This window comes from Methanomicrobiales archaeon (genome assembly GCA_030019205.1).
In the GTDB taxonomy this organism is placed as follows: domain Archaea; phylum Halobacteriota; class Methanomicrobia; order Methanomicrobiales; family JACTUA01; genus JASEFH01.
Map to the genome: position 1 here is coordinate 150,759 of JASEFH010000001.1, position 26,455 is coordinate 177,213.

32 protein-coding genes are annotated in these 26,455 nt (G+C 60.9%); 25 read left to right on the forward strand and 7 right to left on the reverse strand.

Annotated features, from left to right (window positions below; all coding sequences use genetic code 11):
- The gene (locus tag QMC96_00715; protein MDI6875278.1) at positions 1-1,041 is read left to right on the forward strand and encodes a type II secretion system F family protein; all 1,041 of its coding nucleotides are present in this window, start codon (positions 1-3) and stop codon (positions 1,039-1,041) included.
- 596 nt (positions 1,042-1,637) lie between these two features.
- On the opposite strand, the gene yciH is transcribed toward QMC96_00715, so the two are convergent.
- Together yciH and QMC96_00725 are read right to left on the reverse strand one after the other, a co-directional pair.
- Positions 1,638-1,943 carry a stress response translation initiation inhibitor YciH gene (yciH, locus tag QMC96_00720; protein ID MDI6875279.1) on the reverse strand — a complete coding sequence of 102 codons (306 nt, stop codon included), beginning with the start codon at positions 1,941-1,943 and terminating at the stop codon, positions 1,638-1,640.
- A 46-nt stretch (positions 1,944-1,989) separates the two neighbouring features.
- Positions 1,990-3,630, reverse strand: coding sequence for an adenosylcobalamin-dependent ribonucleoside-diphosphate reductase (locus tag QMC96_00725; protein MDI6875280.1), 1,641 nt, complete (start codon positions 3,628-3,630; stop codon positions 1,990-1,992).
- 69 nt (positions 3,631-3,699) lie between these two features.
- On the opposite strand from QMC96_00725, the gene QMC96_00730 reads away from it, so the two are divergent.
- Together QMC96_00730 and QMC96_00735 are read left to right on the forward strand one after the other, a co-directional pair.
- On the forward strand, positions 3,700-5,178 hold the full coding sequence (locus tag QMC96_00730) for a cobyric acid synthase (GenBank protein MDI6875281.1): 1,479 nt from the start codon (positions 3,700-3,702) through the stop codon (positions 5,176-5,178).
- 105 nt (positions 5,179-5,283) lie between these two features.
- Positions 5,284-6,072 (forward strand): hypothetical protein, encoded by a 789-nt coding sequence (locus QMC96_00735; protein ID MDI6875282.1) that lies wholly within the window; start codon positions 5,284-5,286, stop codon positions 6,070-6,072.
- A gap of 115 nt (positions 6,073-6,187) precedes the next feature.
- Here the strand turns inward: QMC96_00735 and QMC96_00740 are convergent, their stop codons facing one another.
- Complete coding sequence (locus tag QMC96_00740) at positions 6,188-6,673, reverse strand: YkgJ family cysteine cluster protein (GenBank protein ID MDI6875283.1); 486 nt, start codon at positions 6,671-6,673, stop codon at positions 6,188-6,190.
- Positions 6,674-6,804: 131 nt separating this feature from the next.
- On the opposite strand from QMC96_00740, the gene QMC96_00745 reads away from it, so the two are divergent.
- Positions 6,805-7,983 (forward strand): NDP-sugar synthase, encoded by a 1,179-nt coding sequence (locus QMC96_00745; GenBank protein MDI6875284.1) that lies wholly within the window; start codon positions 6,805-6,807, stop codon positions 7,981-7,983.
- On the opposite strand, the gene QMC96_00750 is transcribed toward QMC96_00745, so the two are convergent.
- Positions 7,980-8,765, reverse strand: coding sequence for a CBS domain-containing protein (locus QMC96_00750; protein MDI6875285.1), 786 nt, complete (start codon positions 8,763-8,765; stop codon positions 7,980-7,982). The two genes, QMC96_00745 and QMC96_00750, sit on opposite strands and share 4 nt — an antisense overlap.
- A 736-nt stretch (positions 8,766-9,501) precedes the next feature.
- Here QMC96_00750 and QMC96_00755 point away from each other — a divergent pair.
- A complete protein-coding gene (locus tag QMC96_00755; GenBank protein MDI6875286.1) occupies positions 9,502-10,179 on the forward strand; it encodes a hypothetical protein in 678 nt (225 codons plus the stop codon).
- Between the two features lie 46 nt (positions 10,180-10,225).
- Positions 10,226-10,486, forward strand: coding sequence for a thioredoxin family protein (locus QMC96_00760; protein MDI6875287.1), 261 nt, complete (start codon positions 10,226-10,228; stop codon positions 10,484-10,486).
- Positions 10,487-11,097: 611 nt separating this feature from the next.
- Here the strand turns inward: QMC96_00760 and QMC96_00765 are convergent.
- Positions 11,098-11,673 (reverse strand): HVO_0476 family zinc finger protein, encoded by a 576-nt coding sequence (locus tag QMC96_00765; protein ID MDI6875288.1) that lies wholly within the window; start codon positions 11,671-11,673, stop codon positions 11,098-11,100.
- Between the two features lie 34 nt (positions 11,674-11,707).
- On the opposite strand from QMC96_00765, the gene QMC96_00770 reads away from it, so the two are divergent.
- On the forward strand, positions 11,708-12,145 hold the full coding sequence (locus tag QMC96_00770; GenBank protein ID MDI6875289.1) for a DUF371 domain-containing protein: 438 nt from the start codon (positions 11,708-11,710) through the stop codon (positions 12,143-12,145).
- Here QMC96_00770 and xseB read toward each other — a convergent pair.
- The gene (gene xseB / locus QMC96_00775) at positions 12,114-12,305 is read right to left on the reverse strand and encodes an exodeoxyribonuclease VII small subunit (GenBank protein ID MDI6875290.1); all 192 of its coding nucleotides are present in this window, start codon (positions 12,303-12,305) and stop codon (positions 12,114-12,116) included. The genes QMC96_00770 and xseB overlap by 32 nt on opposite strands.
- Positions 12,302-13,714 carry an exodeoxyribonuclease VII large subunit gene (xseA, locus tag QMC96_00780; GenBank protein ID MDI6875291.1) on the reverse strand — a complete coding sequence of 471 codons (1,413 nt, stop codon included), beginning with the start codon at positions 13,712-13,714 and terminating at the stop codon, positions 12,302-12,304. The genes xseB and xseA overlap by 4 nt, the downstream gene beginning before the upstream one ends.
- A gap of 46 nt (positions 13,715-13,760) precedes the next feature.
- Here xseA and QMC96_00785 point away from each other — a divergent pair, with 46 nt between their 5' ends.
- The 18 genes from QMC96_00785 to QMC96_00870 all read left to right on the forward strand — a co-directional run bounded on the left by QMC96_00785 (position 13,761) and on the right by QMC96_00870 (position 26,448).
- The gene (locus tag QMC96_00785) at positions 13,761-14,582 is read left to right on the forward strand and encodes a sugar phosphate isomerase/epimerase family protein (protein MDI6875292.1); all 822 of its coding nucleotides are present in this window, start codon (positions 13,761-13,763) and stop codon (positions 14,580-14,582) included.
- A gap of 92 nt (positions 14,583-14,674) precedes the next feature.
- Complete coding sequence (locus QMC96_00790; protein MDI6875293.1) at positions 14,675-15,940, forward strand: hemolysin family protein; 1,266 nt, start codon at positions 14,675-14,677, stop codon at positions 15,938-15,940.
- A 36-nt stretch (positions 15,941-15,976) separates the two neighbouring features.
- Positions 15,977-16,579 carry a phosphoribosylglycinamide formyltransferase gene (purN, locus tag QMC96_00795; protein ID MDI6875294.1) on the forward strand — a complete coding sequence of 201 codons (603 nt, stop codon included), beginning with the start codon at positions 15,977-15,979 and terminating at the stop codon, positions 16,577-16,579.
- A 67-nt stretch (positions 16,580-16,646) separates the two neighbouring features.
- Complete coding sequence (locus QMC96_00800; protein MDI6875295.1) at positions 16,647-16,955, forward strand: ribonuclease P; 309 nt, start codon at positions 16,647-16,649, stop codon at positions 16,953-16,955.
- 17 nt (positions 16,956-16,972) lie between these two features.
- Complete coding sequence (locus QMC96_00805) at positions 16,973-17,185, forward strand: YhbY family RNA-binding protein (protein MDI6875296.1); 213 nt, start codon at positions 16,973-16,975, stop codon at positions 17,183-17,185.
- A gap of 190 nt (positions 17,186-17,375) precedes the next feature.
- Complete coding sequence (locus QMC96_00810) at positions 17,376-17,813, forward strand: 30S ribosomal protein S19e (protein ID MDI6875297.1); 438 nt, start codon at positions 17,376-17,378, stop codon at positions 17,811-17,813.
- A gap of 27 nt (positions 17,814-17,840) precedes the next feature.
- Positions 17,841-18,179, forward strand: a complete 339-nt coding sequence (locus tag QMC96_00815; protein MDI6875298.1) for a DNA-binding protein — start codon at positions 17,841-17,843, stop codon at positions 18,177-18,179.
- A 54-nt stretch (positions 18,180-18,233) separates the two neighbouring features.
- On the forward strand, positions 18,234-18,386 hold the full coding sequence (locus QMC96_00820; protein MDI6875299.1) for a 50S ribosomal protein L39e: 153 nt from the start codon (positions 18,234-18,236) through the stop codon (positions 18,384-18,386).
- 3 nt (positions 18,387-18,389) lie between these two features.
- Complete coding sequence (locus tag QMC96_00825; protein ID MDI6875300.1) at positions 18,390-18,653, forward strand: 50S ribosomal protein L31e; 264 nt, start codon at positions 18,390-18,392, stop codon at positions 18,651-18,653.
- Position 18,654: 1 nt separating this feature from the next.
- Positions 18,655-19,317 (forward strand): translation initiation factor IF-6, encoded by a 663-nt coding sequence (locus QMC96_00830; protein ID MDI6875301.1) that lies wholly within the window; start codon positions 18,655-18,657, stop codon positions 19,315-19,317.
- A 3-nt stretch (positions 19,318-19,320) separates the two neighbouring features.
- A complete protein-coding gene (rpl18a, locus tag QMC96_00835; GenBank protein MDI6875302.1) occupies positions 19,321-19,512 on the forward strand; it encodes a 50S ribosomal protein L18Ae in 192 nt (63 codons plus the stop codon).
- On the forward strand, positions 19,502-19,939 hold the full coding sequence (pfdA, locus tag QMC96_00840; protein ID MDI6875303.1) for a prefoldin subunit alpha: 438 nt from the start codon (positions 19,502-19,504) through the stop codon (positions 19,937-19,939). Before rpl18a ends, pfdA begins: the two co-directional genes overlap by 11 nt.
- A 7-nt stretch (positions 19,940-19,946) precedes the next feature.
- A complete protein-coding gene (gene ftsY, locus QMC96_00845) occupies positions 19,947-21,038 on the forward strand; it encodes a signal recognition particle-docking protein FtsY (GenBank protein ID MDI6875304.1) in 1,092 nt (363 codons plus the stop codon).
- A gap of 3 nt (positions 21,039-21,041) precedes the next feature.
- Positions 21,042-22,361, forward strand: coding sequence for a signal recognition particle protein Srp54 (locus QMC96_00850; protein ID MDI6875305.1), 1,320 nt, complete (start codon positions 21,042-21,044; stop codon positions 22,359-22,361).
- Between the two features lie 6 nt (positions 22,362-22,367).
- A complete protein-coding gene (locus QMC96_00855) occupies positions 22,368-23,621 on the forward strand; it encodes an amidohydrolase (GenBank protein MDI6875306.1) in 1,254 nt (417 codons plus the stop codon).
- Between the two features lie 732 nt (positions 23,622-24,353).
- Positions 24,354-24,926 carry a tRNA (pseudouridine(54)-N(1))-methyltransferase TrmY gene (trmY, locus tag QMC96_00860; protein MDI6875307.1) on the forward strand — a complete coding sequence of 191 codons (573 nt, stop codon included), beginning with the start codon at positions 24,354-24,356 and terminating at the stop codon, positions 24,924-24,926.
- Positions 24,923-26,137 (forward strand): tRNA pseudouridine(54/55) synthase Pus10, encoded by a 1,215-nt coding sequence (locus QMC96_00865; GenBank protein ID MDI6875308.1) that lies wholly within the window; start codon positions 24,923-24,925, stop codon positions 26,135-26,137. The genes trmY and QMC96_00865 overlap by 4 nt, the downstream gene beginning before the upstream one ends.
- Before the next feature lie 17 nt (positions 26,138-26,154).
- Positions 26,155-26,448, forward strand: coding sequence for a 50S ribosomal protein L21e (locus QMC96_00870; protein ID MDI6875309.1), 294 nt, complete (start codon positions 26,155-26,157; stop codon positions 26,446-26,448).
- Positions 26,449-26,455 lie beyond the last annotated feature (7 nt).

The window sequence follows — 26,455 nt, forward strand, 5'->3', positions numbered from 1 at the left end:
ATGGGATTTACAGACATTGTTAACGACTTCCTGAACCGCCCAAGGTCCAAGGACGATCTGGTTCCCGCAACAGACCTTGAAGAGTACGAACGGGAGCAGCAGAGGATCTTCGACCGGATCGAGTACCAGAGACGGCACCGCTATGGGCTTGGCAAATTCTTCAAGCACCCCATGGAATTCCTCCGCGAGAAGCCCATGAACGTCCTCGTCCTCTCCCTGCCCGCCTCGTTCCTGGTGTTTTTCGTCGGATTCTCCTTTATCGTGGGTATCTATGGGATTGAAGCACTCTTCAACTCCACGATGATCGACGATGTGATCGTCCTATCCGTGCTGATCGCAGTGATACCTCTTGCGGTCCTCGACTTCATGGAGGGGCGGAGGGTCAAGAGTCTGGAAGAGTCCCTCCCCAACTTCTTCCGTGACGTCGCCGGTATGAACGACAGCGGGATGACACTCCCGAATGCAGTGCATATCGTCTCCGGCGGCGAGTACGGTGCTCTCACGCCGCATATCCGGAAACTGGACGCGGAGATGTCCTGGAGCGTGCCGTTTGTCGATGCGATCTACCGTTTTGGAAGGAACGTGAATACTCCCCTGGCAGGGCGGAGCGTGGATCTGATCGCAAAGGCGAGCAAAGCCGGCGGTGATGCCAGTGAGGTGCTCCGCGCAGCGGCGACGGACGCCTACGAGTTCTTCAACCTGAAGACCGAGCGGATGAACAACATGCTCATCTACATGATCATCGTCCTGATCTCGTTCTTTGTCTTCCTCTTCGTGATCGCGATCCTGGTCTCCACATTCCTCACCACGATGGCAGAAGCCGGCGGGGCAGCCTCCGCCGCGGGCGGTGCGGCCACGCGGTTCATCGGGAACGTGGACATCTTCTTCTACAAGCGGCTCTTCTCGCACGCAGGGTTCACGCAGGGCTTCTTCTCCGGGCTCGTCGCGGGCCAGATGGGTGAGGGGCGTGCTGTCGCTGGTCTGAAGTACTCGGCAATCATGCTGATCCTGGCCTGGATCATGTTCCGGTTCTTCGTGTAGGGGAGATCCCCGGAATCATATTTTCGGGTCCGCCCCGGCAGTACCAGAGCGGCTTCCGGACGGATCTCTCTGGAACTCCGCGTTCAGTTCACAGGTCCGGGATTTCGGGCTTCGGCTAGGAGTTTGGTCCCGGAATCCCCCTCTTCAGCCTCCGGCGGAGGAATCGGATCGTGAGAGAGCGGTCCTCGAACATGGATGGGCGGGATACGGTCGCCCTCGTCCGTTCTCGCACCCTCTCCGGGTTCGAATTTTTTCCGTATCGCCACTCCGGTTTCGGGCCGGTGGCACAGAGGCTGCATATACCGCGTCCGGCGGATCGTCTTCCCGCCTCTTCCGGCACGGGTTGCAGCGGGAAGTCCGATGCGGCAACAGAAAACATGGATTGCGGGGGGAGCAAACGGCTGCATCCGAGGGGGGGGAATGCGGTGGCTGCGAGTCCGCGGAAGCCGTCGCTGAATCGGTGATGTCGCGTAAATTTCAGCGATTTCTGCCACCGGACAAGCAAGACAACTGTGTTTCGACCGGATAGTTCAAACGACGGGATCCCGAATAAAAAGAGAAATCATCTTGATTGCACGCGCTGGCCCGTGCCCGGTTCAGCTGATATTGTCGAGCTTGTACCCCTTCTGGGCGAGGAGCTGCTTCACCCGGTCGAGGTGATTCCCCTGCAGCTCAATGGTGCCCCCTTTGATGGTCCCGCCGCACGCAAGTTTGCTCTTCATGTATTTCGTCAGATCCTCCAGGTCGATGTCGTCCGGGTCGAGACCCTCGATGATGGTCACCTCTTTTCCGTACCGTCGACGGTTCATCTTCACCTGGATCCGCTGCTGCTCCTTTGCTACCTCCTCACAGATGCACAGTTCTCGTGGTAGTCCGCATGTTGGGCATATCCCACCATTCATTGCAATGTACCTTGCGTTTCTCTTTATATATTTCTTGGCATGCCATTCAATCCAGCCTGCATACGTCGCATCCGCTGGTGAGAACCTGGTTTTCTTTGCTCCTGTTTCGATAGATGGTTATGCCTTTGCACCGGAGGGATCGGGCGAGCTCGAATACCCGCGACACGTCGTCAACCGATGCATGCTCCGGCAGATTGACCGTCTTTGAGACGGCATTGTCGACGTGTTTCTGCAGAACTGCCTGCATCCGCACATGGCACTCCGCGGGGATCTCGAGTGCGGTCTGAAAGAGGTCCCGGGTGTGATCGGGGAGCGGCAGATCCTGAACGCTCCCTGTCCTTTTCGCATGGGAGAGGATATCGACGCTCCCGCGATACGATGCCGCATACGCCTCCAGGAGCGGATTGACCACCTCGACGGGCCGTCCGTCGATGGTACGACGGTATGCGAGAGAGAAGGGAGGTTCGATCCCTTCGCTCGTACCGGCGATGATATGGAGGGATCCGGTCGGAGCGATGGTGGTGACGGTCGCATTCCGCATGGGGCTGCGGAATACGCTCTTGTCGATCGCCGGAAAGGATCCTTTCCTCTCGCCGAGTTCCCGGGACGTCTCCCGGGCTTCCTGCTGGATCAGGCCCATCAGGCGGTCGGCGGTGGCAAGCGCCTCGTTCGAACTGTAGGGCAACCCGAGCTGGATGAACATGTCCGAGAGCCCCATGATCCCGAGCCCTATCTTACGAGTGGACAGCGTCTTCTCACGGATCTGCGGGAGGGGAAATTGGTTGACATCGATTACCGCATCCAGGAACTCGACGCCGTTCCGCGCTGCATGCCGCAGCAGGTCATCATCCAGCTCTCCCTTCCGGACACACTTTGCGAGGTTGATACTTCCGAGGTTGCAGCTCTCGTAGGGATAGAGGGGCTGCTCGCCGCAGGGGTTGGTGGTTTCGATGAGACCGAGCCCCGGGACGGTATTCCGGCGGTTGATCTCGTCCAGGAACAGCATGCCGGGATCGCCGGTGGACCAGGCCGCATGCGCCACTATCTCCCACAGATCGCGGGCCCCTATCGTTCCCCAGACGGATCCGTCCCGGGGGTTCACGAGCTCGTACGGCCTTCCCGACTCGAGGCACCGGAAGAACTCCGCGTCGAAACCCACGGAGATATTGAAGTTGCGCAGCCCCCCGCCACGTTTGCTGTTAACGAACGCGACGATATCCGGGTGCGAACTGGCCAGCACGCCCATGTTCGCGCCTCGTCGTCTTCCCCCCTGCCGCACCGCCTCCGTCGCCTTGTCGAACACCTCGATGAAGGACAGCGGTCCGCTGGCGATTCCCGCTGTACCATTCACGGAATCCCCGCGGGGCCGCACGTGGCTGAACGAGAATCCGGTTCCTCCGCCGCTCTTGTGGATGAGTGCCATATGCTTAAGCGTGGAGAAGATGCTCGCGATCGAATCTTCAACCGGGAGGACAAAGCAGGCGGAGAGCTGCCCTGATGGTGTGCCGGCGTTCATGAGGGTGGGGGAGTTGGGTAAAAAGAGCAGGTTCTCCATCATGGCAAGAAACTCGCGTGCCTTGCCCGTATCAACGGCCCGTGCAACGCGCGAAAAGAGATCCGATGGACTCTCTCCAGGCAGCAGGTAGCGAGACTGCAGCAACTGGAGTGCGACGGTGCTGAACTTCATTGTATCACTGCTGGATATACTCTCAATCCAGGTACTCTTTATTTAAATTCATCTAAATGTACCTACAGCATGTCGCTGATGGTGCTCGGCACGGCGTCCCACGTAGGAAAGAGCGTAACGGTGGCGGCGATCCTCCGTGCCCTGGAACGGCGGGGTATTCGGGCAGCGCCCTTCAAGTCGCAGAACATGAGCCTCAACTCCTATGTCACTCCCGATGGCGGCGAGATCGGGATTGCCCAGGCGATGCAGGCATGGGCAGCCCGCCTGGCGCCGGAACGGGATATGAACCCCATCCTGCTGAAGCCCAAGGGGGACCAGACCTCGCAGATCGTGCTGCTCGGCTCCCCCTACAAGGATGTGCACATATCCGAGTACTACCGGGAGACCGATGCGCTGCTGCAGGAGTCGTTGCGGGCTTACCGCCGGCTGGAGGGCAGGTACGGGCACGTCGTCGTCGAAGGGGCGGGGGGGGCAGCGGAGCTGAACCTCTACGACCGCGATATCGCCAATGTGCGGCTGGCGAAAGCGCTGAAGATCCCCATCGTCCTCGTCGCCGATATCGAGCGGGGAGGTGTCTTTGCGCAGGTCTTCGGGACAGTCGAACTCCTCCCGCGGGATGTGCGGGACTGCATCGTGGGGCTGATCATCAACAAGTTCCGGGGAGATCCCGCCATCTTTGCCGACGGGCTGAAGCAGCTGGAGGAGATCAGCGGGCTCCCGGTGCTCGGGGTGGTGCCCTGCTTCGATATCCCCCTGCCAAGCGAAGACTCCCTGTCCCTCGCCGACAAGAGGCCGTCCCGTTCCAGCGTGCGAATCGCCGTCGTGCGGCTCCCCCACATTTCGAACTTCACCGACTTCGAGATTCTGGAGCGCAGCGCTGCCGTGGAGTACGTGCCCCTGGGGCGATCGCTCCGCGGCTACGACTGCATCATCATCCCCGGCACCAAGAACACGATCGAGGATCTGCAGAAGGTGAAGGAGAGCGGCACGGCAGAGGAGATCCTTCTTGCGCGAAGACGCAATATCCCCATCATCGGTATCTGCGGAGGGTATCAGATGCTCGGGCGGACGATTGTCGATTCCGGGGTCGAGTCGAGGCGGGGGGAGTATGCAGGACTCGGGCTGCTGGACTCGACCACCTACTTCGAGGGCTACCGCAAGACGACAGTCCAGGTACGGCGCCGGGCCCGTGCAATCCCCCCCCTGCTCCTGCACATGGGCACCGTGTGCGGCTACGAGATTCATATGGGCCGGACGGAGAGGGGAAGCGCTTCCGAAGCCTTCGAGGGAGACGGGGCGGCAAGCGAGGATGGACTGGTCTTTGGAACCTACATGCACGGCCTCTTCCAGAACCCCTCTGCAGTCCGGGGGCTGTTGCGATACCTCCAGGATGCGCATGGCGATGGTTCCGGAGAGCTATCCGGAGACGATCCCCCTGCCGATGCCCCTCTCACGGACTCCTATGACCGCCTGGCGGACTGGTACGAGGCTCATGTCGACATGGACTTTGTCGCCTCCTTCTTTCGGGACGGTCTCGCATCAGGATGACTGCCTACAGGGTGCGGAGGGATGATCCGGGCGGCGTACGACAGAGATGAAACCGTCAGGCATGTAATGGTGAACGTTCAACATGGGGTGACCGGAGTGTGTCCCATGAGATGGATCGGGTGTCTTTCCGCGATTCTCGTTATCGCGCTTGCCGGCTGCAGCCCTGTGCAGGCGGCAAATGGAGAGCCCTTCGCCGCGTTCTACTTCCACGGCATCGGATGCTCCCACTGCAAGAACGTCGATCAGGCTCTCTTTCCTGGCTGGCTGGAGAACTCGTCAGGCCTGGTGGTGATCGAGTACGAGGTGTTTCGCGACAGGGAGAATGCCCTCGTTATGGCACGCTTCGATGAACAGTATGGCATCGGAAGCGGTGTACCCGTCCTCCTCGTCAATCCAGACACCGCGTGGATAGGAGATCGGGCAATCCTGGCCGAAACTCCCAGGCTGCTTGGAGAGTGCGAGGCTGATCTCGCATTCTGCCGGCAGAATACAGCCCCGTTCAGGAGTCTGAACCTTGCCGACCTCGCGGGCCATCCGCGCATCTGGTACCGGGACAGGGTTCTCATCCTGCAGGGTCCTGTCGATGACGGCGGTGCGCTGCAACGGCTGCTTGTCGGCCAAAGCGTTCCCGAATCTCTGAAAAACATTCCGCATACCCGGATCGCTCCTGCACCCATCCCGTTCTCGGGACAGAACCTCACCTTCCAGAATGCAGTCCAGATGGAGGGTGCGGTATTCCAGTGGAATGCCTCCGAGCTGCCCGGCTCGCCGCCGGGCGATCAGAAGCCGGGCGGCGTGGACTCTCCCCCCCGACAGGCCCCGCTCGTATATGCCCCGATCCTGGCGGTACCTTTTTGCCTGGTACTCTCAGGGATGCGGAAGAAGACCCCCTGAATACCATCTTCTTTACAGGCAGCGCCACTCCCGATGCCGCACGCCTTCATGGCCGGATCCGTTCCAGGAATGGAACGTCCAGTCGTAAAGCCGGCTTCTCCAGGGATATCCCGCTTCACTCGAATATCTTTACGGTAAAGCCCTCCCGTTCCAGCAGATTCTTCACGCGCAGGATCCAGGCCTGATCGCTCTCGTCCTTCACGGGCGCAACCCTCTCTTCCCAGATGCGGTTCAACGTTGCATCGGACGAGAGGAGGCTTCTCCTTCCTCCGACGCGGCCGGCTAGCCTGCCATCCGCGTGCAGGATCTGCATGGAGTAGCACTTGAACTCGCGGCAGAGTGCAGGCCTCGTCTGGTAAATGGTGCAGACGTACCCCCGGTCACTCTTCCGCAGGAACGGGCACCAGCCGGGATGCACCTTCCCGCCGTCCCGATCCCGGAAGAGATCGCGGTATGCGCTATCCACACGGGCGAGAAACATCTCCTGGGTAACCAGCAGTCTGCAGTAGAAATCGGTGGGCGAGAGCGCTCTCTCGATCCGAATGACACCGCCAAGCGACATGCAGCACTTGCCGCAGCGGCTGCACTCAAACGCAGGCATTTCAAAAAATCCTCTGTCCTACAGCTATATAGGCGTTCGGACCGCCGCGTCGCCGCCTTCCCCGCAGTCGTGGAGGAGCCTGACCGACTGCGTGGACAGGCTTAAAATCGATGGGAAACTATATGTCCGGCATGAAGGTCTGCATCATGTGCGGGGGCGAAGGTACCCGCCTTCGCCCTCTCACCTTCGATCGCCCAAAGCCCTGCATCCCCATCGTCAATGCGCCATCGGTCCAGCATCTGGTCGACCACCTCTCCAGCCTCGGATTCAACGATGTGATCGTGACGCTGGGATACAAGGCAACCGAGATAGAGGAGGCCCTGGGCGACGGCTCCCTCTTCGGTGTCGATATCACATATGTTCATGAGAAGACCAAACTCGGCACTGCTGGCAGCGTCAAGAACGCACAGAAGTACCTGGACGGTCAGCCTTTCCTGGTGGTCGGGGGCGACCACGTCACCGACCTGAACCTGCTTGAGTTCTACCGCGGGCATTTGACGGGCGATACGATCACGACGATCGGGCTGCTCTCCATCGACGATCCGAGTGAATACGGAATCGCCGAGATCGACGTGAACTACACAATCCAGCGGTTCAAGGAGAAACCGGCTCCGGGTGAGACGTTCAGCAACCTGGCAAGCACCGGTATGTATGTCTGCTCGCCCGAGATCTTCGACCATATCCCCACCGGCACGAAGTACGACTTCGCCCGCGACCTCTTCCCCCACCTCATGGACGAGGGTTACCGCCTGAAGGCCTGGCTCGCACGGGGCAACTGGACCGATGTGGGGAGCCCGCGCTCTCTACGGCAGGCGGAACGCTGGAAGCTGCAGGGTATCGCCCATACGAGCATCAGCGGGGATCTCACCATGAAGGGCGCCCGTGTCATCGGTCCCGTGCGCCTGGGCGGGTCGATCACGCTCGGGGCGAACTCGCGCCTGATCGGTCCGGTCGCCATCGGCGCCGGGACTACCATCGAAGAGAACGTGCTGGTCGGGCCCTACACATCCATCGGCGATGGCTGCACCATTCGCCAGAACACGAAGATCTTCTCCTCGTCCATCTACAACCGTGTCCGGATCGGCAGGGACTGCTCGATCAGCGGAAGCATCATTGACAACGATACCCGCATCGGCGATGGCTGCTCCATCGAGAACGACACCGTTATCGGTCCCCGTGTCGACATGCAGCGGCGGGTGGTCGTTCACTCCGGCACCCGCCTCTGGCCGGAGCTGGTCATACCGGACGACGAGGTCGTCAAAGAGCATGTGCTCAACAGCCGATACGACGTGCACACAGAAGGATCCTAGGTGTGCCGGACCAGACGGTGGGTGAGCGCCACCAGAGGGTGGCGAGCGTAGTCGAGGACCTTGATGTCGTCCAGCGTGGAGAGGTTCATCGCCCGTGCGGTCCTCTCCAGCCCCAGTTCGAGATCTTCGTCGATCTCGATGATATAGGCGTCCAATTTCGTGATACCCAGCCTTTTTGCGGCGATTGCACGGTGATGCCCGTCCACCAGGATGAGTCTCCCCGGCCGCTTCACCACGATGAGGGGTTCTGCAAGACCCTTCTTGATCTCGTACATGCGCCCCTCCAGCTCGTCCTCGTATATCTTGGACTGCGTGGGGAGAAGAGTGTCTATCGGGACATTCTCGCGTTTCAGGGTGGGGTCGACCCCGTAGAGTTTGCGAAGCGTCTCGATGAACTTGAACACCTTCTCCGGCGAGACGCGTTCGATCTGCGATCGGATCACGTCGGCGTTTGAGATGATGCCCACAAGCCGGTTCTCCTCGTCCACCACAGGCAGTTTCTGGATGCCGGATCGGAAGATCACCCGTGCTGCATCCTGGATACTCATCTCGGGATCGGCGACGATCAGGTGCTTGCTCATGATCCTCTCGACAGGTGTCTGCGGGGGGACAAAAAGAAGGTCTCGAGCGGCTATGTATCCAACGACTTCCGAGCCGTTCACCACCGGGAATCCATCGTGGCCGGTCTTCCGTATCTTCTCTATCACGTCTCTCGCCGTCCCGCTGACATCCACGGTGACGACATCGTAGGTCATATAATGTTTGACCTTCTTTTTATCCATTACAGATACATTCCTCATGCCGTTACTTCAATCCATCGGTAGGTCGGGGGCTTCCTGCCCCCGGGTCGGCTCTATATCCTGATTTCAGGGTTTTTTCGGCTGGCCGTGCGGTTTGCCGTATCTGCTGGAGGATGCGAGACCGTCTTGCCGCGGATGAATCCCATGGCAAGAGGCCCCTATCACCGGATACGCTCGGCGGGCCAATCGGCGGGCGAGCCGTCGCACGAACACCCCACGCGGAATGCCGTTCCCCCTTTTCTCCCCCGCGAGGTTTCCGTATGCACCGCATAAGGACATGCATGAGGGCAAACCCCGGTGGATACTTTGGAACTTATCACTCTCTTTTGCTTCCGGACGTTCGAAGTATCCGCTGGGCCTCTCTCAACCAGAGTCATGTCCTCGCGGGCCCATCCGCCTCCGATGCCCTCTGTTCCGCACGGCTGCACGCACCCTACTCTGCCCCCATTCCTATATAACTGTTCCCGGCCCATCCCTCTGCTACCGGGAGATGGGATTTGACCTTCGGTCCGACGCGCCATGCACGGGCCGCCATGCGCAACTGCCCCCTGCGATCCGCCAATCCCCGGTACGGCCGGATAACCCTGCGGGAATAGCTGGTGAGACGGTTTTTGCGGCGGGTTCTCTCTCCGTGCCGCGGATGCGTTTGTGGACTGCGTGATTGTGCGCGCTGCGGCAGCACAACCATTTTATCTCTACCGCACAAACCGGATTGACGATGAAGAAGGAGCAGAAGAAAAAGCCCTTAAACTGGACAAAAGTATTCATCGTCGGTTTTGGCGTCTTTTTTGCCGTTGCCATGGTCGCCACGTACATGTCCCCTCTCATCGAAGGTTTTCGAACGGTGAAGGTGAACGATACGGCTGTGGTGGGCTTCACTATCCGCGATGCGGAGGGGAAGGCGATCCTGACCACCGATCAGCAGGCGTATGCCGATGCGCTTCGTTCCGGGGTACCGGCCTTCCATACCCAGCCTCTTGTTGTTCAGGCTGGTAAGATCGGCAATAAGGTGGTGAATCCCGTTCCGGCGTACAATCCGGCAACAGGATGGCTCGAGTACGCGATCCTTGGGCTGGAGCTCGACGACATATCCCGGGGCGTCGTGGGCATGCGCCCGGGGGAGATAAAGTCGGTTTCGTTCACCTTTGCCGACCCTCTGACCGTTGATATCGATGCCGAAGAGTTCGACATCATCGGCGGAAATTTCACCACGGCGGAGGTCGGGGACTGGGTGCCCATGGGCTTTACCGACACTCCGGTCATCTCGGCGCCCGGGGAGAACGTCACTCCCAGTGGCAGCTTGAGAATGGCGAAAATTACCGAGAAAAATGCAGATAATCTCACCATCGTGCATCGCTACGGGTCCGTGGATATCATCGTGAGCGATATCCGGTAGATCGGATACCGCAGGCTTTTTATAACCAATCCTCTTTTCTTTGAACATGACGATTCGGGTCATCAGTTTTCACCAGGAGGGCTGCATGGGGTGCATCGAGCAGACCGCCATCAACCAGGAAGTGAGGAAGGAACTGAACATCGATATCGACGAGATCGATGCGGTGAAGCATCCCGAATATATCAAGAAGTATAGACTGCGGGTTACGCCCACGATCGTGATCCTGAAAGACGGCGCGGAGCTGAAGAGGTTCGAAGGCCTGGTGCACCGGGAGGAGCTCGAGGGCGAGATACGGAGATTCCTGTAGGCGAACTTCCCCTGGTCGGAATGGCGCGGTTTTCCTCCTTCCCGTTGATTGCCCCCAAATTTCTCCGGATTGTTGCGGGGAGCCGCGAAGGGATGCCGAAGGAAGCACCGACATCGGGGGCCCGATGAAGAGCAGCATCCTACCCGCATTCTCGGCGATCGAATGTTCAGAGTATAGTTCCGGGGCAATTCCCTCCCTGCCCGCCCTCGCCATGTCACCGGAACCGCGATTCCCGTGCGGATTCGAAGAGGGGACTGTCCATGCCGGTGGAGTAGCGCGTGGGGGCGAATCCTTCTTCCGACCGTCCCCTGTCAATGCGGCAGGGTGCTCGTGGGAGTAGCTCCGTACGGCGAACACCCCCCACACCGAACTCTTGCCGCATCGGAGAGCGGGTAACGAGAAGGATTCTTCACGATCACGCGCCCAACCCGGGCGACATAGGGATTATCGCGCCCCCGGGGTCTCCCCCTGGTCGATCCATGCGAACGCTGATACAGGCGTATCGCACTCCCATCATCGGCAGAGCGGGTGACAGGGAGCGGCTCTTCAGGGGAGACGGTATGGGGCGGGCTGGGGCGATGTCGGGGGCGCAGCTGCGCCCTGCCGATCCCCTACGATCCGTAGCCGTACAGGCGCCTGACATCCCGCGCCACAGCCTTCTGGCCTTTCCGGCGGAGCACATCCCCTCTCCGGAGCTTGATGTGGGAGACTCGAAAGGGACGGTTTCCAAACCGGTAAGACTCCCCAACGGCGAACTCCTCCTCGCCGGGAAACGCCTGATACATCGGAATCGTCTTCCACCCCGCGTGGATGGAGGCCTTCACCACCACCTGATCGACCGCCCTCGTCCAGAGCGTATCGATCGAATCCCCGCTGGCCTTCCTCACCCGCCGCCCCTTCTGCTCGATTGCCGTGATCTCCACGCCCAGGGCTTCCTCACCGCACTCCGCCACCAACATGTCGCCAACGGCATAGTAGTCCCCTTCCATGACCTCGGTACTGCAGACCTTCGACGCGTCGTGCAAACTGACGATGGTCTTCACGGTTCGTGGGGTCTCTTCCTGCCGGGGTATGCGCCGGACGGTGCCGCAGACCCTGCAGCGGACCAGGAGCTCCCGCGCTTCCTGCAGGACGACGTACTCCGTCTCCTCGTTGCAGGCCGGACAGTAGTAGTGCGAGGTATACATTGATTAGGAATAGCGGAGCTTCCTTATAAAGGATATGAAGGCGAGGGATGTGGTGCGGTGCCGGGGAAGTCCGACCATCCGGGCGACGCATCCCTCGACGTTCGAGGTTACCCGCGACCGGGATCTGACCCCCGCCGGGGACTGCATCATCGGCATCTGTGCCGACAAGGGGGCATCCGCTCTCGACTCCCGCCTCAAGCAGGTGCTCGTGCGCGACGACGCCATCCTCATCACCCGGCTTACGGCAGAGGACGAGACCGTAGAGGTGATCGCCCATGGCAGCTCCCGCTTTACCCTGGATCACCCGACGGATCTGGTATGGCGGAGGAGCACCTTCGTCTGCGGACGGACGGTGGGCATCGGAGCCAGCCATACCGCCCGCACCCTGCCGCGCAGCCTCGTTACCCTCCTGCGGCAGGGCTGCAGCCTCAACGTCGAGCTCATCGCTGTTGCTCCTGATTCAGACGACTGATCCGCAACTCGGCCGTCTCCAGGATCTTCTCGCACTCCCCGATCAGGTCTATCCCCCGTTCGTAGAGGGCGATGCTCTCCTCGAGGGTCAGATCCCCCTCCTCGATTCTACGAACGATATGCTTCAGCTCTGCAACGAGTTCTTCGTACTTCTGTGTCATCTGTCTATCCACTCCACCCGCATCTCACACCTGCCGTCCTGCAGATGGGCGACGATGCGATCGCCGATCGAGAGCTGGCGTACGGAGCCGACCGGGACCGATCCTTTTTCGAGGTAGCAGTATCCGCGTGCCATGATCAGGCGCGGGTTGCTCCCGTCCAGTCTCACGCGCATCTCCGCGAGCATGACGCGCTCCCTCTCGATCCGGGTCCGCAGACCGGCCTCGACCTGCGCCGCCAGCGCTCCGAGCACGCGCCGTGCCTCTTCGACCCTGCCATACAGGCGGCATGGCTGGAGCCACGCGGCCGCTTCGATCAGTTCGCTCCTCGATCGTCGCAATCTGTCCCCGAGTGCGATCTCCATCCGTTCACGCCGGCGCGCAACAGTGGACAGGGATGATCGCGCACCGCGTGCCAGGCGTTCGGTGAGATCCTGAATCTCCAGGCGTGCCGCGTCCATCCGGCGCAACAGCCGTCTTGGATGCATGCGGAGCCGGAGATCCTCCAGGTCGCTCCAGCATCCGACAATCGCGCCGTCGAGGATGCGGTTCAGGCGTTCTCGCAGGTCCGCGAGATCCCGCAGGAGTTCTGCCCGGTCGGGGACGGCAAGCTCCGCCGCCGCCGACGGCGTGGGAGCCCGCGCATCGGCAGCGAAGTCGGAGAGGGTCACGTCCACTTCGTGCCCGACCGCACTGATCAGCGGTGCGCCGCAGCCTCGCACCGCCCGCACCACATCGGGATGGTTGAATGGGAATAGGTCCTCGAAACTCCCCCCTCCCCGTGCCAGGATGATGATGTCGCACTTCCCGTCCGCCCGGCGGATCGCCTCTGCGATCTCTCGATGCGCGTTCTCGCCCTGGACCGCCGTGGGTGAGAGGACAACCTCGAGGGGGAACCGCCGCGACAGCACTGTCACGATGTCGTGCAGCACCGCGCCGCTCTCCGATGTGACGACGCCGATCCGCCGTGGATAGGATGGAAGCGGGCGTTTCTTCCCCGGATCGAAGAGCCCCTCCTCCTCCAGCTCCCGCTTCCAGCGCTCCACAAGGATATGCCTCTCCCCCTCCCCGGAGAGCGCCAGTTCGCGGACGTAGAACTGGTACCTCCCCGCCTGCGGGTGGATGCCGATGGAGCCGTATGCCAGGACGTCCATTCCGTTCTCCGGCTGGAACTGCATTTTTTTTGCGTCCGCCCGCCACATGATGCACTGCAGCAGCGCATCGGGATCGCCGAGGGTGAAGTACTGGTGCCCGGAGTTGTGCTGCTTGACGTTGGAGAGTTCTCCCCGAACCCAGATGTCCTGCAGCGCCCGGGACTCCAGCATCTCGCCGATGATGCAGGTGACCTCGGTGACTGTGAGGGCGCCCGCCCAGCCCTTCCCGTCCATGCCCGGGGGCTCCGCTGAATCCATTAAGTTCTATTAGGATCGGTCCCTATATCAACTGTTGGGGGCGACGATGGTTCGCATTGCGGCTTCGAGCATGTTCTTCCACGAATACCCGCTGCCCGACGTATTCGACTTCGTCGCTGCCGCGGGTCTCGACGGCATCGAGTTCTGGGTCGAGACCCCGCACTTCTGGACCCGCGATCTCCCTGTCGGCGAGCTTCTGGCGTGCATCGCGAGCCATCGGTCGCTGGCGCCGATCACCGTTCACGCACCTATCCTCGACCTGAATCCCTGCTCCATCAACCCCCGTGTAGCCGCCCTGTCTCTCTCCGACATCCTGCAGGCGGTGGAGATCGCAGCGCAGGCGGATGCGGACGTGGTGACCGTTCACCCCGGGCGGCGCACGGCAAAACGGGTCCCGACTGCGGCCGACTACGAGCGGTTCGAGAGGCTGATCCAGACGCTTCGGGATGCGGCGCGCAGAACCGGCGTCTCCATCAGCATCGAGAACATGGAGCCCCAGGTGAACTCCCTGCTCCACACCCCGGAGGATGCGCGGGACCTTCTGGATCGAGAGCCCTGGCTCAAGTTCACGCTGGATACGGCGCATGCGCTCTCACGGGATCTGGCATCCGCCCACGCCTATATCGATCTCTGCTTCGATCGCTTAGTAAATATCCACCTGTCCAGCGTGAGAGACGGCCGTAAACATCTCCCGGTCCACGGGGATCCCGCTGCCGCGACGATCCTGGAGGATCTGGCCTCCAGAGGATATGCGGGGCATCTTACGCTGGAGATCGAGGATCTGAACTTCGGCTACGAAGCCACAGCCGAGGAGAAGATTCTGCTGCTGGCGCGGGAACGGGAGTTTATACGCCATTATATGGGCTAGATCGCTGGTTTTATTTAGTTAGAACTCAATAATCAATACAAACTATATATGAATGCCTGTTCGTATGTGGCCGTAACTGCGGCGTGGAGGCCATGATTTCAGAATCTGCAAAGATTTTGCTCTTTATTATCAGCCTTGTCATGTCCGCATTCTTCTCCGGCTCCGAAGTGGCGCTCCTCTCCATCACTCGAGCCAAAGTTCGCAGCCTTCTGGTGCAGGGCGACCGAAGAGCAGCGGCGCTGACAGCGCTGAAACAGTCGCCGGATCATCTGCTGATCACGATCCTCATCGGCAACAACATCTTCAATGTGACCGCATCGACGCTGGCCGCCTCGATCGCTATCGACCGCTTCGGGGATGCCGGCGTGGGCATCGCAACCGGTGTCACCGTTTTCCTGCTGCTGATCTTCGGGGAGATCGGGCCGAAGACATACAGCGTGCGGGCGAGCGACCGGATAGCCTTGGCCGTAGCCAGGCCCATCTACCTCCTCTCCCGCCTCTTCACCCCTCTCTTCTGGATCGTGGACAGAATCAGCAGCACGCATGCGCTCGCGAGGGCGTTCGCCAAACCTTCCATCACGGAGGATGAGATCAAGGGCTGGATCGATCTTGGCAAAGAGGAAGGTGCGATCGAGGAGGAGGAGAGCGATCTGCTGCACAGCGTATTCGAGTTCGGGGATACCACGGCACGGGAGGTGATGACCCCTCGTCTGGACGTTGTGCTGGTGCGGGACACCAGCGATCTCGAAGAGGCAATCCATATCTTCAACGAGACGGGATTCTCCCGGTTACCTGTGTACCACGACCAGATCGACAATATCGTCGGGCTCCTGAACGTGAAGGATCTCTTCCCCGTCGTCCTGGCCAGGAAACACACGGCGATCCGCGATCTCATGCACGAACCGTTCTTCGTACCGGAGTCCAAGAAGATCGACGAGCTCCTCAAGGAGCTGCAACGGCGGAAGGTTCACATGGCCATTGTCCTGGACGAGTACGGCAGCTTTGCGGGAATCGTCACTGTGGAGGACATCCTGGAGGAGCTCGTCGGGGAGATTCTGGACGAGTTCGATCAGGAGGAACCGGAGATCCAGAAAACGGACGGAGGCTATCTCGTGGACGCACGGGCGTGGGTGGAGGACATCAACGACGAGCTCGCCATCGAGCTGCCGCTCGACGAGGCCTACGAGACCATCGGCGGCCTCCTCATCGAACGGCTGGGCCATATCCCCTACAAGGGGGAGAGGATCGTGCTGGAGGATAGCGGGATCACCCTGGCGGTCGCCCAGATGCGGGGGCGGCGTGTCGTAAAGGTAAAACTCATCCCGCCTCCCGCGGAGAATCCTCCGCTGAAAGAATGAAAAACTGTTAAGAGGGATTCCAAGGAACCTTAATCCATGCACCGCATCGCTGTGCTGGCATCCGGACGGGGGTCCAACTTCCAGGCCCTGATCGACGCCGTCCAGTTCGGTGCCATTCCGGACGCCGCCCTGTATCTCATCACGGATAATCCTCGGGCATATGCGATACAGCGGGCGCAGTCTGCCGGCATCCCGCATTCCCTGGTCGACTTCTCCGCGTTCGCGACGCGGCAGGAGTTCGAACAGGCCCTTCTTCGGGAGATGCAGAGAGTTTCGGCGGACCTCTACGTGCTGGCAGGCTACATGCGCATCCTCGGGGCGGATACGGTCCATGCATTCCCGGGGAGAATCATCAATATCCATCCGGCGCTCCTGCCGGCATTCCCCGGGCTCCATGCCCAGCAGAAGGCGCTGCAGTACGGGGTGAAGGTGTCCGGCTGCACGGTCCACTTTGTGGACGAGGGGATGGATACTGGCCCGATCATCCTGCAGCGGTGCGTTCCGGTGCTGGACGGCGATGATGAGGAGACGCTTGCCGCCCGCATTCTCAAGGAAGAGCATGTCGCCCTCCCGGAGGCGGTTCGGCTCTACTGCGAGGGGAGGCTGGAGCTCGTTGGAAGAACGGTGCGGATACGATGAACCATTCCTGTTTGCGTGCGATCCGCGGATCCTTTAAATGCTCCCGAGCTGGTTTGGTCAGATGGCCATGAGTGCGAAGTCGCAGCGCTCGGAAGGGAAGAGAATTGCCCGCGAACGAATAGAGAGGCTGTTCCAGCAGGCGGCGGCATTCTTCCCGGAGAATCCCCTCTGGAGCGATCGGTGTGTCGCTCTGGCCCGATCCATCGCCATGAAACATCGTGTGAGAATCCCCCGCCCGCTGAAGAGACAGTTCTGCCGCCGCTGCAGTGCGTTCCTCGTTCCGGGCAGAACCTCGCGCGTCCGCGTTCACCGAGGGCGGGTGGTGATCACCTGCCTCCGCTGCAGGAGCCGGAGACGATACCGGGTGGTGCATTGAGCCGGGATCGGAAGCCGATGCAGGAGCTGAAACCAACGGTCTGGATCGGGAAGAAAGGGTGCACGGAGGGTACCCTCCAGGAGATCGAGAGGCAGCTCGCCGCTCGCCGGGTGATCAAGGTCCGCTGGCTCCGCAATACCGATGTCGATCCCTACGCCATTGCCGAAAAGACGGAATCGGACGTGGTTCTCGTGCGGGGGAGAACGCTGGTCCTTTCGGCAAAAAAGTGATGCCGCGGCGGACGAACAGCGGGGCCGTTCCGGAGCGCCCGGCGGCAGGATCTGCACCGCCGCTCCTCTTCTCGAAATCCGATGGACGAACCGTCTCCGATGCAGAGGACGGGCGCCTATACTCGAAATATATAAAAGGCTACTGGACAAATATGTAAAGACTGTTAAATCCCCATGGTAAGGAGTATTCATGACAACTGTCTATGATGTCCCGGCTGATTTGCTCATCAAACATGCGGCAGAGGCGCTGAAACAGCGTCCTGAGGTCAAACCTCCCGAATGGTCGGCTTTTGTGAAGACGGGTATACACAGAGAGATGCCCCCCGAGAATCCCGACTGGTGGTACATCCGCGCAGCATCCGTTCTGCGCCGGCTCTATATCGACGGCCCGGTGGGAGTCCAGAGGATGCGGACCGCATATGGAGGAAAACGAGACCGCGGGTCCAGCCCCAATCAGTTCAGAAAAGGGAGCGGCTCCATCCTCCGCAAAATATTCCAGCAGATGGAAGCGGCAGGTCTCGTTGAGAAGGGCAGAACCGGGCGCCGCATCTCGGCGCTTGGCATGTCGTTCCTGGATACGGTGGCGCAGAAGGCCCTGAAAGCTGCGGAAGGCGCCGCTCCGAGGTAGACAACCACCAGGATGGAGGCGTCAATCTTGCCAGAAGATGAGCTGGAGGAGCTTCGCCGGCGGCGATTGGAGCAGCTCCAGCGTCAGGCCGGTGACCAGAGGGCTCTCGAGGAAGAGATCGAGCGGGAGCGTCGGCAGGAAGCCCAGCTCCAGATGATCCTCATGCAGATCCTCGAACCTGAAGCGCGGGAGAGGCTGAACACGATTCGGCTTGCCCGTCCGGAGTTCGCACGTGCGATCGAGCAGCAGCTCGTCATGCTTGCGCAGAGCGGTCGTCTGCGCCAGAAGATCACAGACGACCAGCTCCGCGAGCTTCTGCGGCAGGTCGTGCCCAAGAAGAGAGAGTTCAAAATTGTCCGAAAGTGATCGGCAGGATAATATGAGATCCTCCCCTTCAAAATCACACTGTACGGTGAACGTATGAGCAGATTCACAAAAGGTCTGAAGATCCGTTTTGCAAAGGCATGCGAGCAGAACCGGCGGGTGCCGGCATGGGTGATGCTCCGGACCAAGCGCACGGTCACATCGCACCCCAAGCGGCGCAGCTGGAGAAGAAGCACCCTGAAGGTGTAATCCATGGTAGAGAAATTGCAGGAGCAGATATACGTCATCCCGATGATCCAGACAAAGCGGGTTCCGCGATGGACGCGGGCGAGCCGGGCGGTAAAGGAGGTGCGGCAGTACCTCGCCCGTCACATGAAGAGCGATGACATCAAGATAGATGCAAGCATCAATGAAAAGATCTGGTCTCGCGGTGCCGAAAATCCGCCATCCCGCATTCGCGTCCGCGCGATGAAGTTCGAGGATGGTCAGGTCCAGGCAGAACTCGCAGAGGAGTGACATGAGTACGACCCTCGACTACGCCGGCGATCCGAACATCGGGGTCTTCTGCAGGGTGATGGGTGATCTCGCCGTGGTATCTCCGACTGCCCCCGGTGCGTTCGCGGATGCGCTGCGGGAAGAGCTGGGTGTCGAGGTCGTACGTACGACGATCCAGGAGAGCGAGATCGTCGGTTCGCTCCTCTCGGGGAACAGTCGCGGCATGATCGTCAGCGGTCTCGCACTCGAGCAGGAGATCGGCACTCTGGAGGAGTATGGAGAGGTAATGCAGCTCCGGTCCGGGATGAACGCCGCCGGGAATGTGATCCTGGCCAACGATCGGTTTGCCGCGCTTCACCCGGACATGGATCCCGAGATCGAGAAGGAGATCGCAGCGTTTCTGAAGGTACCGGCCGTGAAGGTAACCTTCGGAGGGGTGAAGACCGTTGGAATGGCGGCTGTTGCGACGAACTCGGGAGTTCTCGTCCATCCGCGCACGACGAGGACAGAGCTCGCGGCACTCTCCAGCGTCACCGACCTGCCCATCGGGACGGGCTCCGTCAACCTGGGCGGAGTGCTGGTGGGCAGCGGGCTCGTCGCCAATACACGGGGATACATCGCCGGAACACAGACAAGCGGTTTTGAACTCGGAAGAATAGAAGAAGTATTCGGATTCGTGGGGTGAATCATGCCAGGGAAGAGCTTCGAAGTGCAGGGAAGCTGCAGGATAAACGATGAATGGAAACCATATACCAAGGTGATCGAAGCGCCCAATGAGCGTCTCGCCATGGAGCGCACGTACACGATCATCGGCAGCAAACACCGTCTTAAACGAAATTATATCAAAGTAGACCGTATAAGGGTACTCGATGGCGAGTGAGATGGAGAGAGTGGATGCACGGGAGCTGCAGACTCTCCAGGTCTACCTGAACGAGTACGGGCAGCAGATGGAGATCATGGGGCGCCAGCTGGAGGCCATCGAGCAGCGGAGACTCGAATCCGCTGCAGCCATCGAAGCCTTGCAGAGCCTGAAAGAGCAGGGGGGCGGCGTCGTTCTCCTGCCCCTTGGAGGGGGTGTCACCCTCCGCGTGCGGGTAGAACAGCCCGATAAGGTTCTGGTGAACATCGGCGCGGACGTGGTGGTCGAGAAGACCAACGATGACGCACGGGTGTTCCTTCAGGACAGAGCGACGGAACTTGAAGCCCTGGCGAAAAGGGTGGCGTCCAGCATGGATCAGATCCGGAACCAGATGACCGAGATCGCGCGCCGCATCGAGACGGGATATCGGGGAGAAGAAGGCAGGTAACGCATCGATGTTCGGTTCCCTTCGGGATAAACTCAAGAGCGTCCGGGAAAAGTTCGGGGCAAGTCTCCAGAGGGGGGAGACGGAAGCGGCGGAGAGCATCCCCGCTGCTCCTCCAGAACCCGCCATCCGAGAGATGCCGGAACCTGCGGGGACGAAGGCGCCGACTGCGGTACGGGCGGCGTCCGACGAGGCGGGGGTTCGCAGGGGATCCGTGTCATTCCGGGATAAGGTGAAGGCGTTTGTGAAGGAGGGGGAGTTCATCCTCTCCGAAAAGGACATCGAAGAACCCCTCTCCGAGCTGGAGATGGTGCTCCTGGAGAACGATGTCGCCCTCCCCACGACAGAGGCGATCGTGGAGCGCGTGAGGGACGATCTCGTCGGAAAACACAGGAAACTGCGCGAATCCCCCGATACCTTCGTCAGCAGCGCGCTGCGCGATGCGCTGCTGACCGTGCTTGGTGACGGTTTCGATCTTGAGGGCTACGTCCGGAACCACGAGAAGCCCGTTAAGATACTCTTTACCGGAGTGAACGGGACGGGGAAGACGACGACGGTCGCCAAAGTCGGCAGCTATCTCAAGAAGAAGGGATTTTCTGTCGTGATTGGCTCCGGGGACACCTATCGCGCCGGCGCTCTCGACCAGCTGGGCATCCATGCGGAGCGTGTGGGGATCCGGGTGATCCAGCACCAGCCGGGCGCGGATCCGTCCGCGGTCCTCTACGACGCGGTCCAGTATGCGACTGCCCACAGCATCGACGTGGTCCTCGCCGATACGGCAGGGAGGTTCCACAACCGCGCCAACCTTATGAACCAGCTGGGGAAGATAAAACGGGTCATGAAGCCCGATCTGATTGTCTACGTGGACGAAGCGGTTGCCGGCAACGATGCGGTGGTGCGGGCGCAGGAGTTCGAGAGCTGGGTGGGATCGGACGCCGTGGTCCTTACAAAGGCGGACATCGATCCCAAGGGAGGGGCTGCCATCTCCATCACGCATACCATCGGAAAGCCTATCCTCTTTCTAGGAACGGGCCAGGGTTACGAGGACATCGTCCCCTTCTCGCCGGAGAGGCTGGTGAACGAACTGCTGGGGGGTGAGTAGCGGATGCTCGACCGTCTCTCGACCTCGCTCAAGGATGCGCTGAAGAGACTCGCTGGCAAGGGGGTTATCGACAGGGCTGCCGTCGAGGAGCTGGTGCGGGACCTCCAGCGGGCCCTCCTCCAGGCGGATGTGAACGTCCGCCTGGTGATGGCGCTGTCGCAGTCCATCAAGCGCCGCTCTCTCGAGGAGGAGCCCCCGAAGGGGATGACCCTCCGCGAGCACGTTCTCCGCATCGTCTACGGTGAGCTCGTGCGGCTGATGGGGGCGACCGCCGAGGTGAGTCTCTCGCCGCAGACCATCCTGATGGCCGGTCTCCAGGGAAGCGGGAAGACCACCACGACCGCCAAACTGGCACGGTACTTCCAGAGGAAGGGGCTTCGGGTGGGTGTGATCTGCGGGGATACGTTCCGCCCGGGCGCATATCAGCAGCTCTGCACGCTCTGCGCGCGGATCAATGTCCCCTGCTACGGGAACCCCGACGAGAAGGATGCGCTGGCAATCGTTCGGAACGGAATCGCTGCTTTGAAGCCCGCGACCGAGGTGATCATCATCGACACCGCCGGAAGGCATGCCCTGGAGGAGGATCTGATCGCCGAGATCAGGGAGATCAACGCCATTGCACTCCCCACGCACCGCTGGCTGGTCATCGATGCAGCGCTCGGCCAGCAGGCAAGCGAGCAGGCCCGGCGGTTCCACGAGGCGATCGGCATCGACGGCGTGATCGTCACCAAGATGGACGGCACCGCAAAGGGCGGAGGTGCCCTATCCGCGGTCTCGGAGACGAAGAGCGGCATTGTTTTCGTGGGCAGCGGGGAGACGATCGACGATCTGGAGCGCTTTGATCCCGACGGGTTCATCTCCCGACTGCTGGGCATGGGCGATCTGCGGGCACTCGTGGAGAAGGCCGAAGAGGTGATCGGCGGGGAGGAGCTTGATGTAAACGCGATGCTCCGCGGACGGTTCACGTTGCGTGACATGTACAAGCAGCTGGAGGCGATCAACCGCATGGGCCCGTTGAAGCAGATCATGAGCATGCTTCCCCTGGGCGGCATGGAGATTCCGGCTGATGCCTACGACGTCACCACGGTCAAGATGCAGCACTACAAGGTCATCATGGACTCGATGACCAAGAAGGAACTGGACGAACCGCAGGTGCTCTCCAGTTCACGGATCCAGCGGATCGCCCAGGGCTCCGGGACAACGCCCGAAGAGGTGAAGGAGCTGATCAAGTACCACCGCATGATGCAGAACGCGATCAAGAGCATGCGCGGCAACAAGTTCAACATGCAGCGGATGATGAAGAGGTTCGCCGGGAAGAAGTAGGACTCCATGGATCCGTCCCTGACCCGCATTCTCCGCTCCTGGATAGACGAGAACTATCCGGCACTTCTGGCATTCTACGAGGATCTGCACCAGCATCCGGAGCTCTCGGGCAGCGAGGTTCGCACGGCGGATGCGCTCGCGCGGGAACTGAAGAAGCACGGTTTCTCTGTATCTACGGGGATAGGAGGACACGGTGTCGTGGGCGTTCTGGAGAACGGCCCGGGTGCGGTGGTTCTCCTTCGGGCGGAGATGGATGCACTGCCCATCGAGGAGAAGACCGGTCTCCCCTATGCGAGCCGGCGGAAGGTCCGCACACCGAACGGCGTCACAGTCGGGGTGTCGCACGCCTGCGGGCACGATCTTCACATGGCGGTCCTGCTGGGGGCGGGCGGCGCCCTCGCCCGCTTCCGATCGGCGTGGAGCGGCACCCTCCTCTGCGTGGGTCAGCCGTCCGAAGAGGCGACGTCCGGTGCACGCGCCATGATCCAGGAAGGGCTCTACGAGCGGTTCCCCCGTCCGCACTACGCCTTCGCGCTGCATGCAGGGCCCGGAATCCCGCTGGGAAGCGTCGGTTACCAGGAAAAACTGGTATCTGCCGGCTCCAGATCCCTGGATCTCGTGATCCGCGGGCTGGGCGGGCATGCGGCCTATCCGGATGCCGCCAGGGATCCGGTCGTGCTGGCGGCCCAGGTCGTTCTCGCCCTCCAGACGATCCGCAGCCGCGAACTCTCTCCGCTGGAGTTCGGTGTGGTGACCGTGGGGGCGATCCACGGCGGCGTGAAGCACAACGCCATTCCCGATGAGGTGCTCCTGCGCCTGAACTTCCGCTTCTTCACGCAGGAGACCCGGGACAGGATTCTCGACTCGATCCAGAGGATTGCACGCGGACTTGCCATGTCCGCCGGAATGCCCGGGGATCGCCTTCCCATCATCCGCCATATCTCGGACGGGGCGCCGCCGCTGGAGAACGATCCCGAGACGACCGTGCGCATCGTCGATGCGCTGCGCGGAGCGCTCGGGGACGAACGTGTCATCGAGATTCCTCCTCTCGCCGGAAGCGAGGACTTTGGCTATTTCCGCGGCGGGGACCCTCCTGTGCGCCTCTGCTACATGCGCCTTGGCGTCGATACGCCCGAGACGCAGAAGGAGAATGCGCCCTACCTGCACAGTCCACTCTTCGCTCCGCCCCCCGAGGCGATACGGGTCGGGGCGCACGCCATGGCGGTGACCGCCATCTCCCTCCTGCAGCCGGAGGCATAAGTCGATCGGCCCGCGGGGAATTCGGGAGAAGGGATGGGGCGTAGCGCTCTCCCCTTCAGCTCAACCGGTGCGATAGGATCGGGCCAGAGAAGAGCGAGCCCGCTCTTTCCCCCGTAGATCTCTTTCTCACGGTTGCGATGGGATCCCTGGTGGGAGGAGGGGGACGCCATCTCGCCTATCGAGAGGGGATGTTCCCGATGTGAACGGGCTCTTTTCCCGAGATGGGTGAGAGGGGAGATGCACAACATCATTCAGAGGTCTTATTGCCAGAGGAGTGGACTACTGGGAGAGGGATGCGCTCCCCTCCCTCCTCAGGGTCCCCCCCTCTTTACTGCGATAGATCCGGGCAGGAGGGGATGGGGTTGCTTTCCAGCCTGTCCTCGATCCCGGCCCCTTCTCGCGTGCGAATGCGAAAGGCGCACGCATCGGTATTCCAGAACAGGCCCCGCCGCATCGGTAGGGAGAGGGTGGTGGGGCGCCACTCCCTCTCAATAGGATGAATGCAGAATGCACCATCCCTCAACCGCCTTTCTGTGGAGCACCCCTGTGATGAGGGTATTCTATCTGCCGCATCGCCACCTCCCCGTGAGGAGCCAATTATGTACCATTCCTCCCAGTGGCGTGTCGGACCGAAAAAGGGCTGTCGCGTGGACTGTACGCCGGTTGGATGGACCAGCCACTGAATTGCCGGGAGGTTACTTTTTATTCGCCGCTGGCTATATACATGTGGACATGCACCACTTTGCCGTTGTCGGGCATCGCGCAAGGACGAGCGGAGATTTCAGCCTGAACGACCTGCCGGGGAGCGGAGGAAGAATGGATATCCTCTGTCGTTCCGTGAACGCCAGCCTGTTCCTCTCCCATGATCTCCGACGGGATGTTGCGTGCTACCTCGTGCTCTGCGGGGAACCGGATCCGCCCAAGACGATCCTCTTCTTAGGCGGGGAGGTGCGGTATCTCTCTCCGGACGAGCGCAGCGCAGGATCTCTCATTAAAAAAGCGCTCTCCATGCCCTGCGGCTCCGAATTCCGCGAATCCACACCGGGAGTATTCGTGCGTCGCGGAGGTTTGCCCGAACTGCTGGACCTGCACCTGTTTGCCGTGCTGGAAGAGGCAGGGGCGGATATCCGGGATAATGCCGATCTCCCTGATGCCTGGCTCCTCTCCGACCACCTGAACTTCACCCCTGAAGAGCAGGCGTGCATTCGGGATCTGCCGAGGTACTCGGTAGGGCCCCGATCGCTCCACGCCGATCATACCATCACCATCGTCCTGAACGAACTGGACAGGAGGGAATGCGGATGACAGTCCTGGACGATACGGAGAAGATACTCGTGTATGGTCCGATATGCGACCACTGTCTGGGGAGATTCTTCGGAAAGCGCTCCCACGGCCTGACCAACGCAGAGCGTGGCCGCTGCCTCCGCGTAGTCCGCGCTCTCGAGCAGGATCTCCCCTGCGAGGGCGAGCCCGAGAGCTGCTGGATCTGCGGCGGCACCTTCCGGAGCGTCGGTCTCTGGGCGGAGCGTGTGGTCGCCGCACTCGAGGGGATCGAGTATGCCACGTTCCTGATCGGCACGCGTGTGCCGCCGATAGCCGCCGAGAGCGAGGAGATGGTCTGGAGCGATCTCTCGCTCTCGAGCCCCGAGCCCTTCAAGGCCGAGATGAACCGCGAGGTGGGAAAGGCAGTGTCCCGGATCAGCGGTAAGAGTGTGGACTTTGCGCGCCCGGACGTGGTGGCGATCTTGGATCTCGCGGAGGATCGCGTTGAGATCCAGATCAGCCCCCTCTTCATCTACGGACGGTACCTGAAGTTCGAGCGCGGCATACCCCAGACGCATTGGGACTGCCGGATCTGCCGGGGAAAAGGCTGCGAGCGCTGCGGATTCAGTGGAAAGATGTACCAGGACTCCGTCGAGGAGTTGATCGGCCGCCCCCTGATCCGTGCGTTCGAAGCGGCCGATGCAGTTCTGCATGGCTCCGGGCGGGAGGACATCGATGCCCGGATGCTCGGGAGCGGGCGCCCCTTCGTCATGGAGATCGTGAGCCCGCGGCGGCGGAGCCTCGATCTCGGCGATCTCGAAGAGCGCGTGAATCGGGAGGCGGAGGGGCGGGTCGGAGTCTCGTTTCAGAGGTGGAGCAACCGGAGCGAGGTGGAAACCCTTAAATCGAAACAGGGGTATAAAAAGTACAGAATCCTTGTCGAGGTTTCGGGAGATGTCTCCCTCGACGAAGTGAATGGTGCCCTGAGCCGCCTGGAAGGCGCGGTAATCCACCAGCGCACTCCCCAGAGGGTGGCTCACAGAAGGGCGGATAAGGTGCGGGATCGGCGCGTTGTCCATATAGATCTGGTGCATTCCGAAGACGGGAGATTTTTAATCGACGTCGTCGGGGAAGCAGGACTCTATATCAAGGAGCTGGTATCCGGAGATAACGGCAGAACCCATCCCAGCCTTGCTGAACTTCTCGGGTGCGAAGCGCATGTCGTCGACCTCGACGTGGTGCTGGTTGAATAAGATAGGAGACACGTACCATGGCGCATCATCACGGTCCGCGGAAGAAGACCCGGTACAAACTGAAAAAGGATCTTCGACGGCGGGGTATACTGCCTGTCACATCCGTCATCCGGAAGTTTGAGATCGGAGAGAAGGTTCACATCGTCTGCGAGCCGAGCACGCAGAAGGGAATGCCCCACCGCCGGTTCCATGGGAGGACCGGAACAGTCGTCGGTCAGCGTGGACGGGCATGGATTCTCGAAGTTCCGGATGGGGAGTCCCGGAAAGTCGTCATCGCCAGACCGCAACACCTAAAACCTCAAAGGTTCTAATCTGCGC

What these genes read in the sequence shown, in the direction of transcription:
- QMC96_00715 (MDI6875278.1), top strand. Translation starts at nt 1, where the DNA reads ATGGGATTTACAGACATTGTTAACGACTTCCTGAACCGCCCAAGGTCC.
- yciH (MDI6875279.1), bottom strand. Translation starts at nt 1,943, where the DNA reads ATGAATGGTGGGATATGCCCAACATGCGGACTACCACGAGAACTGTGC.
- QMC96_00725 (MDI6875280.1), bottom strand. Translation starts at nt 3,630, where the DNA reads ATGAAGTTCAGCACCGTCGCACTCCAGTTGCTGCAGTCTCGCTACCTG.
- QMC96_00730 (MDI6875281.1), top strand. Translation starts at nt 3,700, where the DNA reads ATGTCGCTGATGGTGCTCGGCACGGCGTCCCACGTAGGAAAGAGCGTA.
- QMC96_00735 (MDI6875282.1), top strand. Translation starts at nt 5,284, where the DNA reads ATGAGATGGATCGGGTGTCTTTCCGCGATTCTCGTTATCGCGCTTGCC.
- QMC96_00740 (MDI6875283.1), bottom strand. Translation starts at nt 6,673, where the DNA reads ATGCCTGCGTTTGAGTGCAGCCGCTGCGGCAAGTGCTGCATGTCGCTT.
- QMC96_00745 (MDI6875284.1), top strand. Translation starts at nt 6,805, where the DNA reads ATGAAGGTCTGCATCATGTGCGGGGGCGAAGGTACCCGCCTTCGCCCT.
- QMC96_00750 (MDI6875285.1), bottom strand. Translation starts at nt 8,765, where the DNA reads ATGGATAAAAAGAAGGTCAAACATTATATGACCTACGATGTCGTCACC.
- QMC96_00755 (MDI6875286.1), top strand. Translation starts at nt 9,502, where the DNA reads ATGAAGAAGGAGCAGAAGAAAAAGCCCTTAAACTGGACAAAAGTATTC.
- QMC96_00760 (MDI6875287.1), top strand. Translation starts at nt 10,226, where the DNA reads ATGACGATTCGGGTCATCAGTTTTCACCAGGAGGGCTGCATGGGGTGC.
- QMC96_00765 (MDI6875288.1), bottom strand. Translation starts at nt 11,673, where the DNA reads ATGTATACCTCGCACTACTACTGTCCGGCCTGCAACGAGGAGACGGAG.
- QMC96_00770 (MDI6875289.1), top strand. Translation starts at nt 11,708, where the DNA reads ATGAAGGCGAGGGATGTGGTGCGGTGCCGGGGAAGTCCGACCATCCGG.
- xseB (MDI6875290.1), bottom strand. Translation starts at nt 12,305, where the DNA reads ATGACACAGAAGTACGAAGAACTCGTTGCAGAGCTGAAGCATATCGTT.
- xseA (MDI6875291.1), bottom strand. Translation starts at nt 13,714, where the DNA reads ATGGATTCAGCGGAGCCCCCGGGCATGGACGGGAAGGGCTGGGCGGGC.
- QMC96_00785 (MDI6875292.1), top strand. Translation starts at nt 13,761, where the DNA reads ATGGTTCGCATTGCGGCTTCGAGCATGTTCTTCCACGAATACCCGCTG.
- QMC96_00790 (MDI6875293.1), top strand. Translation starts at nt 14,675, where the DNA reads ATGATTTCAGAATCTGCAAAGATTTTGCTCTTTATTATCAGCCTTGTC.
- purN (MDI6875294.1), top strand. Translation starts at nt 15,977, where the DNA reads ATGCACCGCATCGCTGTGCTGGCATCCGGACGGGGGTCCAACTTCCAG.
- QMC96_00800 (MDI6875295.1), top strand. Translation starts at nt 16,647, where the DNA reads ATGAGTGCGAAGTCGCAGCGCTCGGAAGGGAAGAGAATTGCCCGCGAA.
- QMC96_00805 (MDI6875296.1), top strand. Translation starts at nt 16,973, where the DNA reads ATGCAGGAGCTGAAACCAACGGTCTGGATCGGGAAGAAAGGGTGCACG.
- QMC96_00810 (MDI6875297.1), top strand. Translation starts at nt 17,376, where the DNA reads ATGACAACTGTCTATGATGTCCCGGCTGATTTGCTCATCAAACATGCG.
- QMC96_00820 (MDI6875299.1), top strand. Translation starts at nt 18,234, where the DNA reads ATGAGCAGATTCACAAAAGGTCTGAAGATCCGTTTTGCAAAGGCATGC.
- QMC96_00825 (MDI6875300.1), top strand. Translation starts at nt 18,390, where the DNA reads ATGGTAGAGAAATTGCAGGAGCAGATATACGTCATCCCGATGATCCAG.
- QMC96_00830 (MDI6875301.1), top strand. Translation starts at nt 18,655, where the DNA reads ATGAGTACGACCCTCGACTACGCCGGCGATCCGAACATCGGGGTCTTC.
- rpl18a (MDI6875302.1), top strand. Translation starts at nt 19,321, where the DNA reads ATGCCAGGGAAGAGCTTCGAAGTGCAGGGAAGCTGCAGGATAAACGAT.
- pfdA (MDI6875303.1), top strand. Translation starts at nt 19,502, where the DNA reads ATGGCGAGTGAGATGGAGAGAGTGGATGCACGGGAGCTGCAGACTCTC.
- ftsY (MDI6875304.1), top strand. Translation starts at nt 19,947, where the DNA reads ATGTTCGGTTCCCTTCGGGATAAACTCAAGAGCGTCCGGGAAAAGTTC.
- QMC96_00850 (MDI6875305.1), top strand. Translation starts at nt 21,042, where the DNA reads ATGCTCGACCGTCTCTCGACCTCGCTCAAGGATGCGCTGAAGAGACTC.
- QMC96_00855 (MDI6875306.1), top strand. Translation starts at nt 22,368, where the DNA reads ATGGATCCGTCCCTGACCCGCATTCTCCGCTCCTGGATAGACGAGAAC.
- trmY (MDI6875307.1), top strand. Translation starts at nt 24,354, where the DNA reads ATGCACCACTTTGCCGTTGTCGGGCATCGCGCAAGGACGAGCGGAGAT.
- QMC96_00865 (MDI6875308.1), top strand. Translation starts at nt 24,923, where the DNA reads ATGACAGTCCTGGACGATACGGAGAAGATACTCGTGTATGGTCCGATA.
- QMC96_00870 (MDI6875309.1), top strand. Translation starts at nt 26,155, where the DNA reads ATGGCGCATCATCACGGTCCGCGGAAGAAGACCCGGTACAAACTGAAA.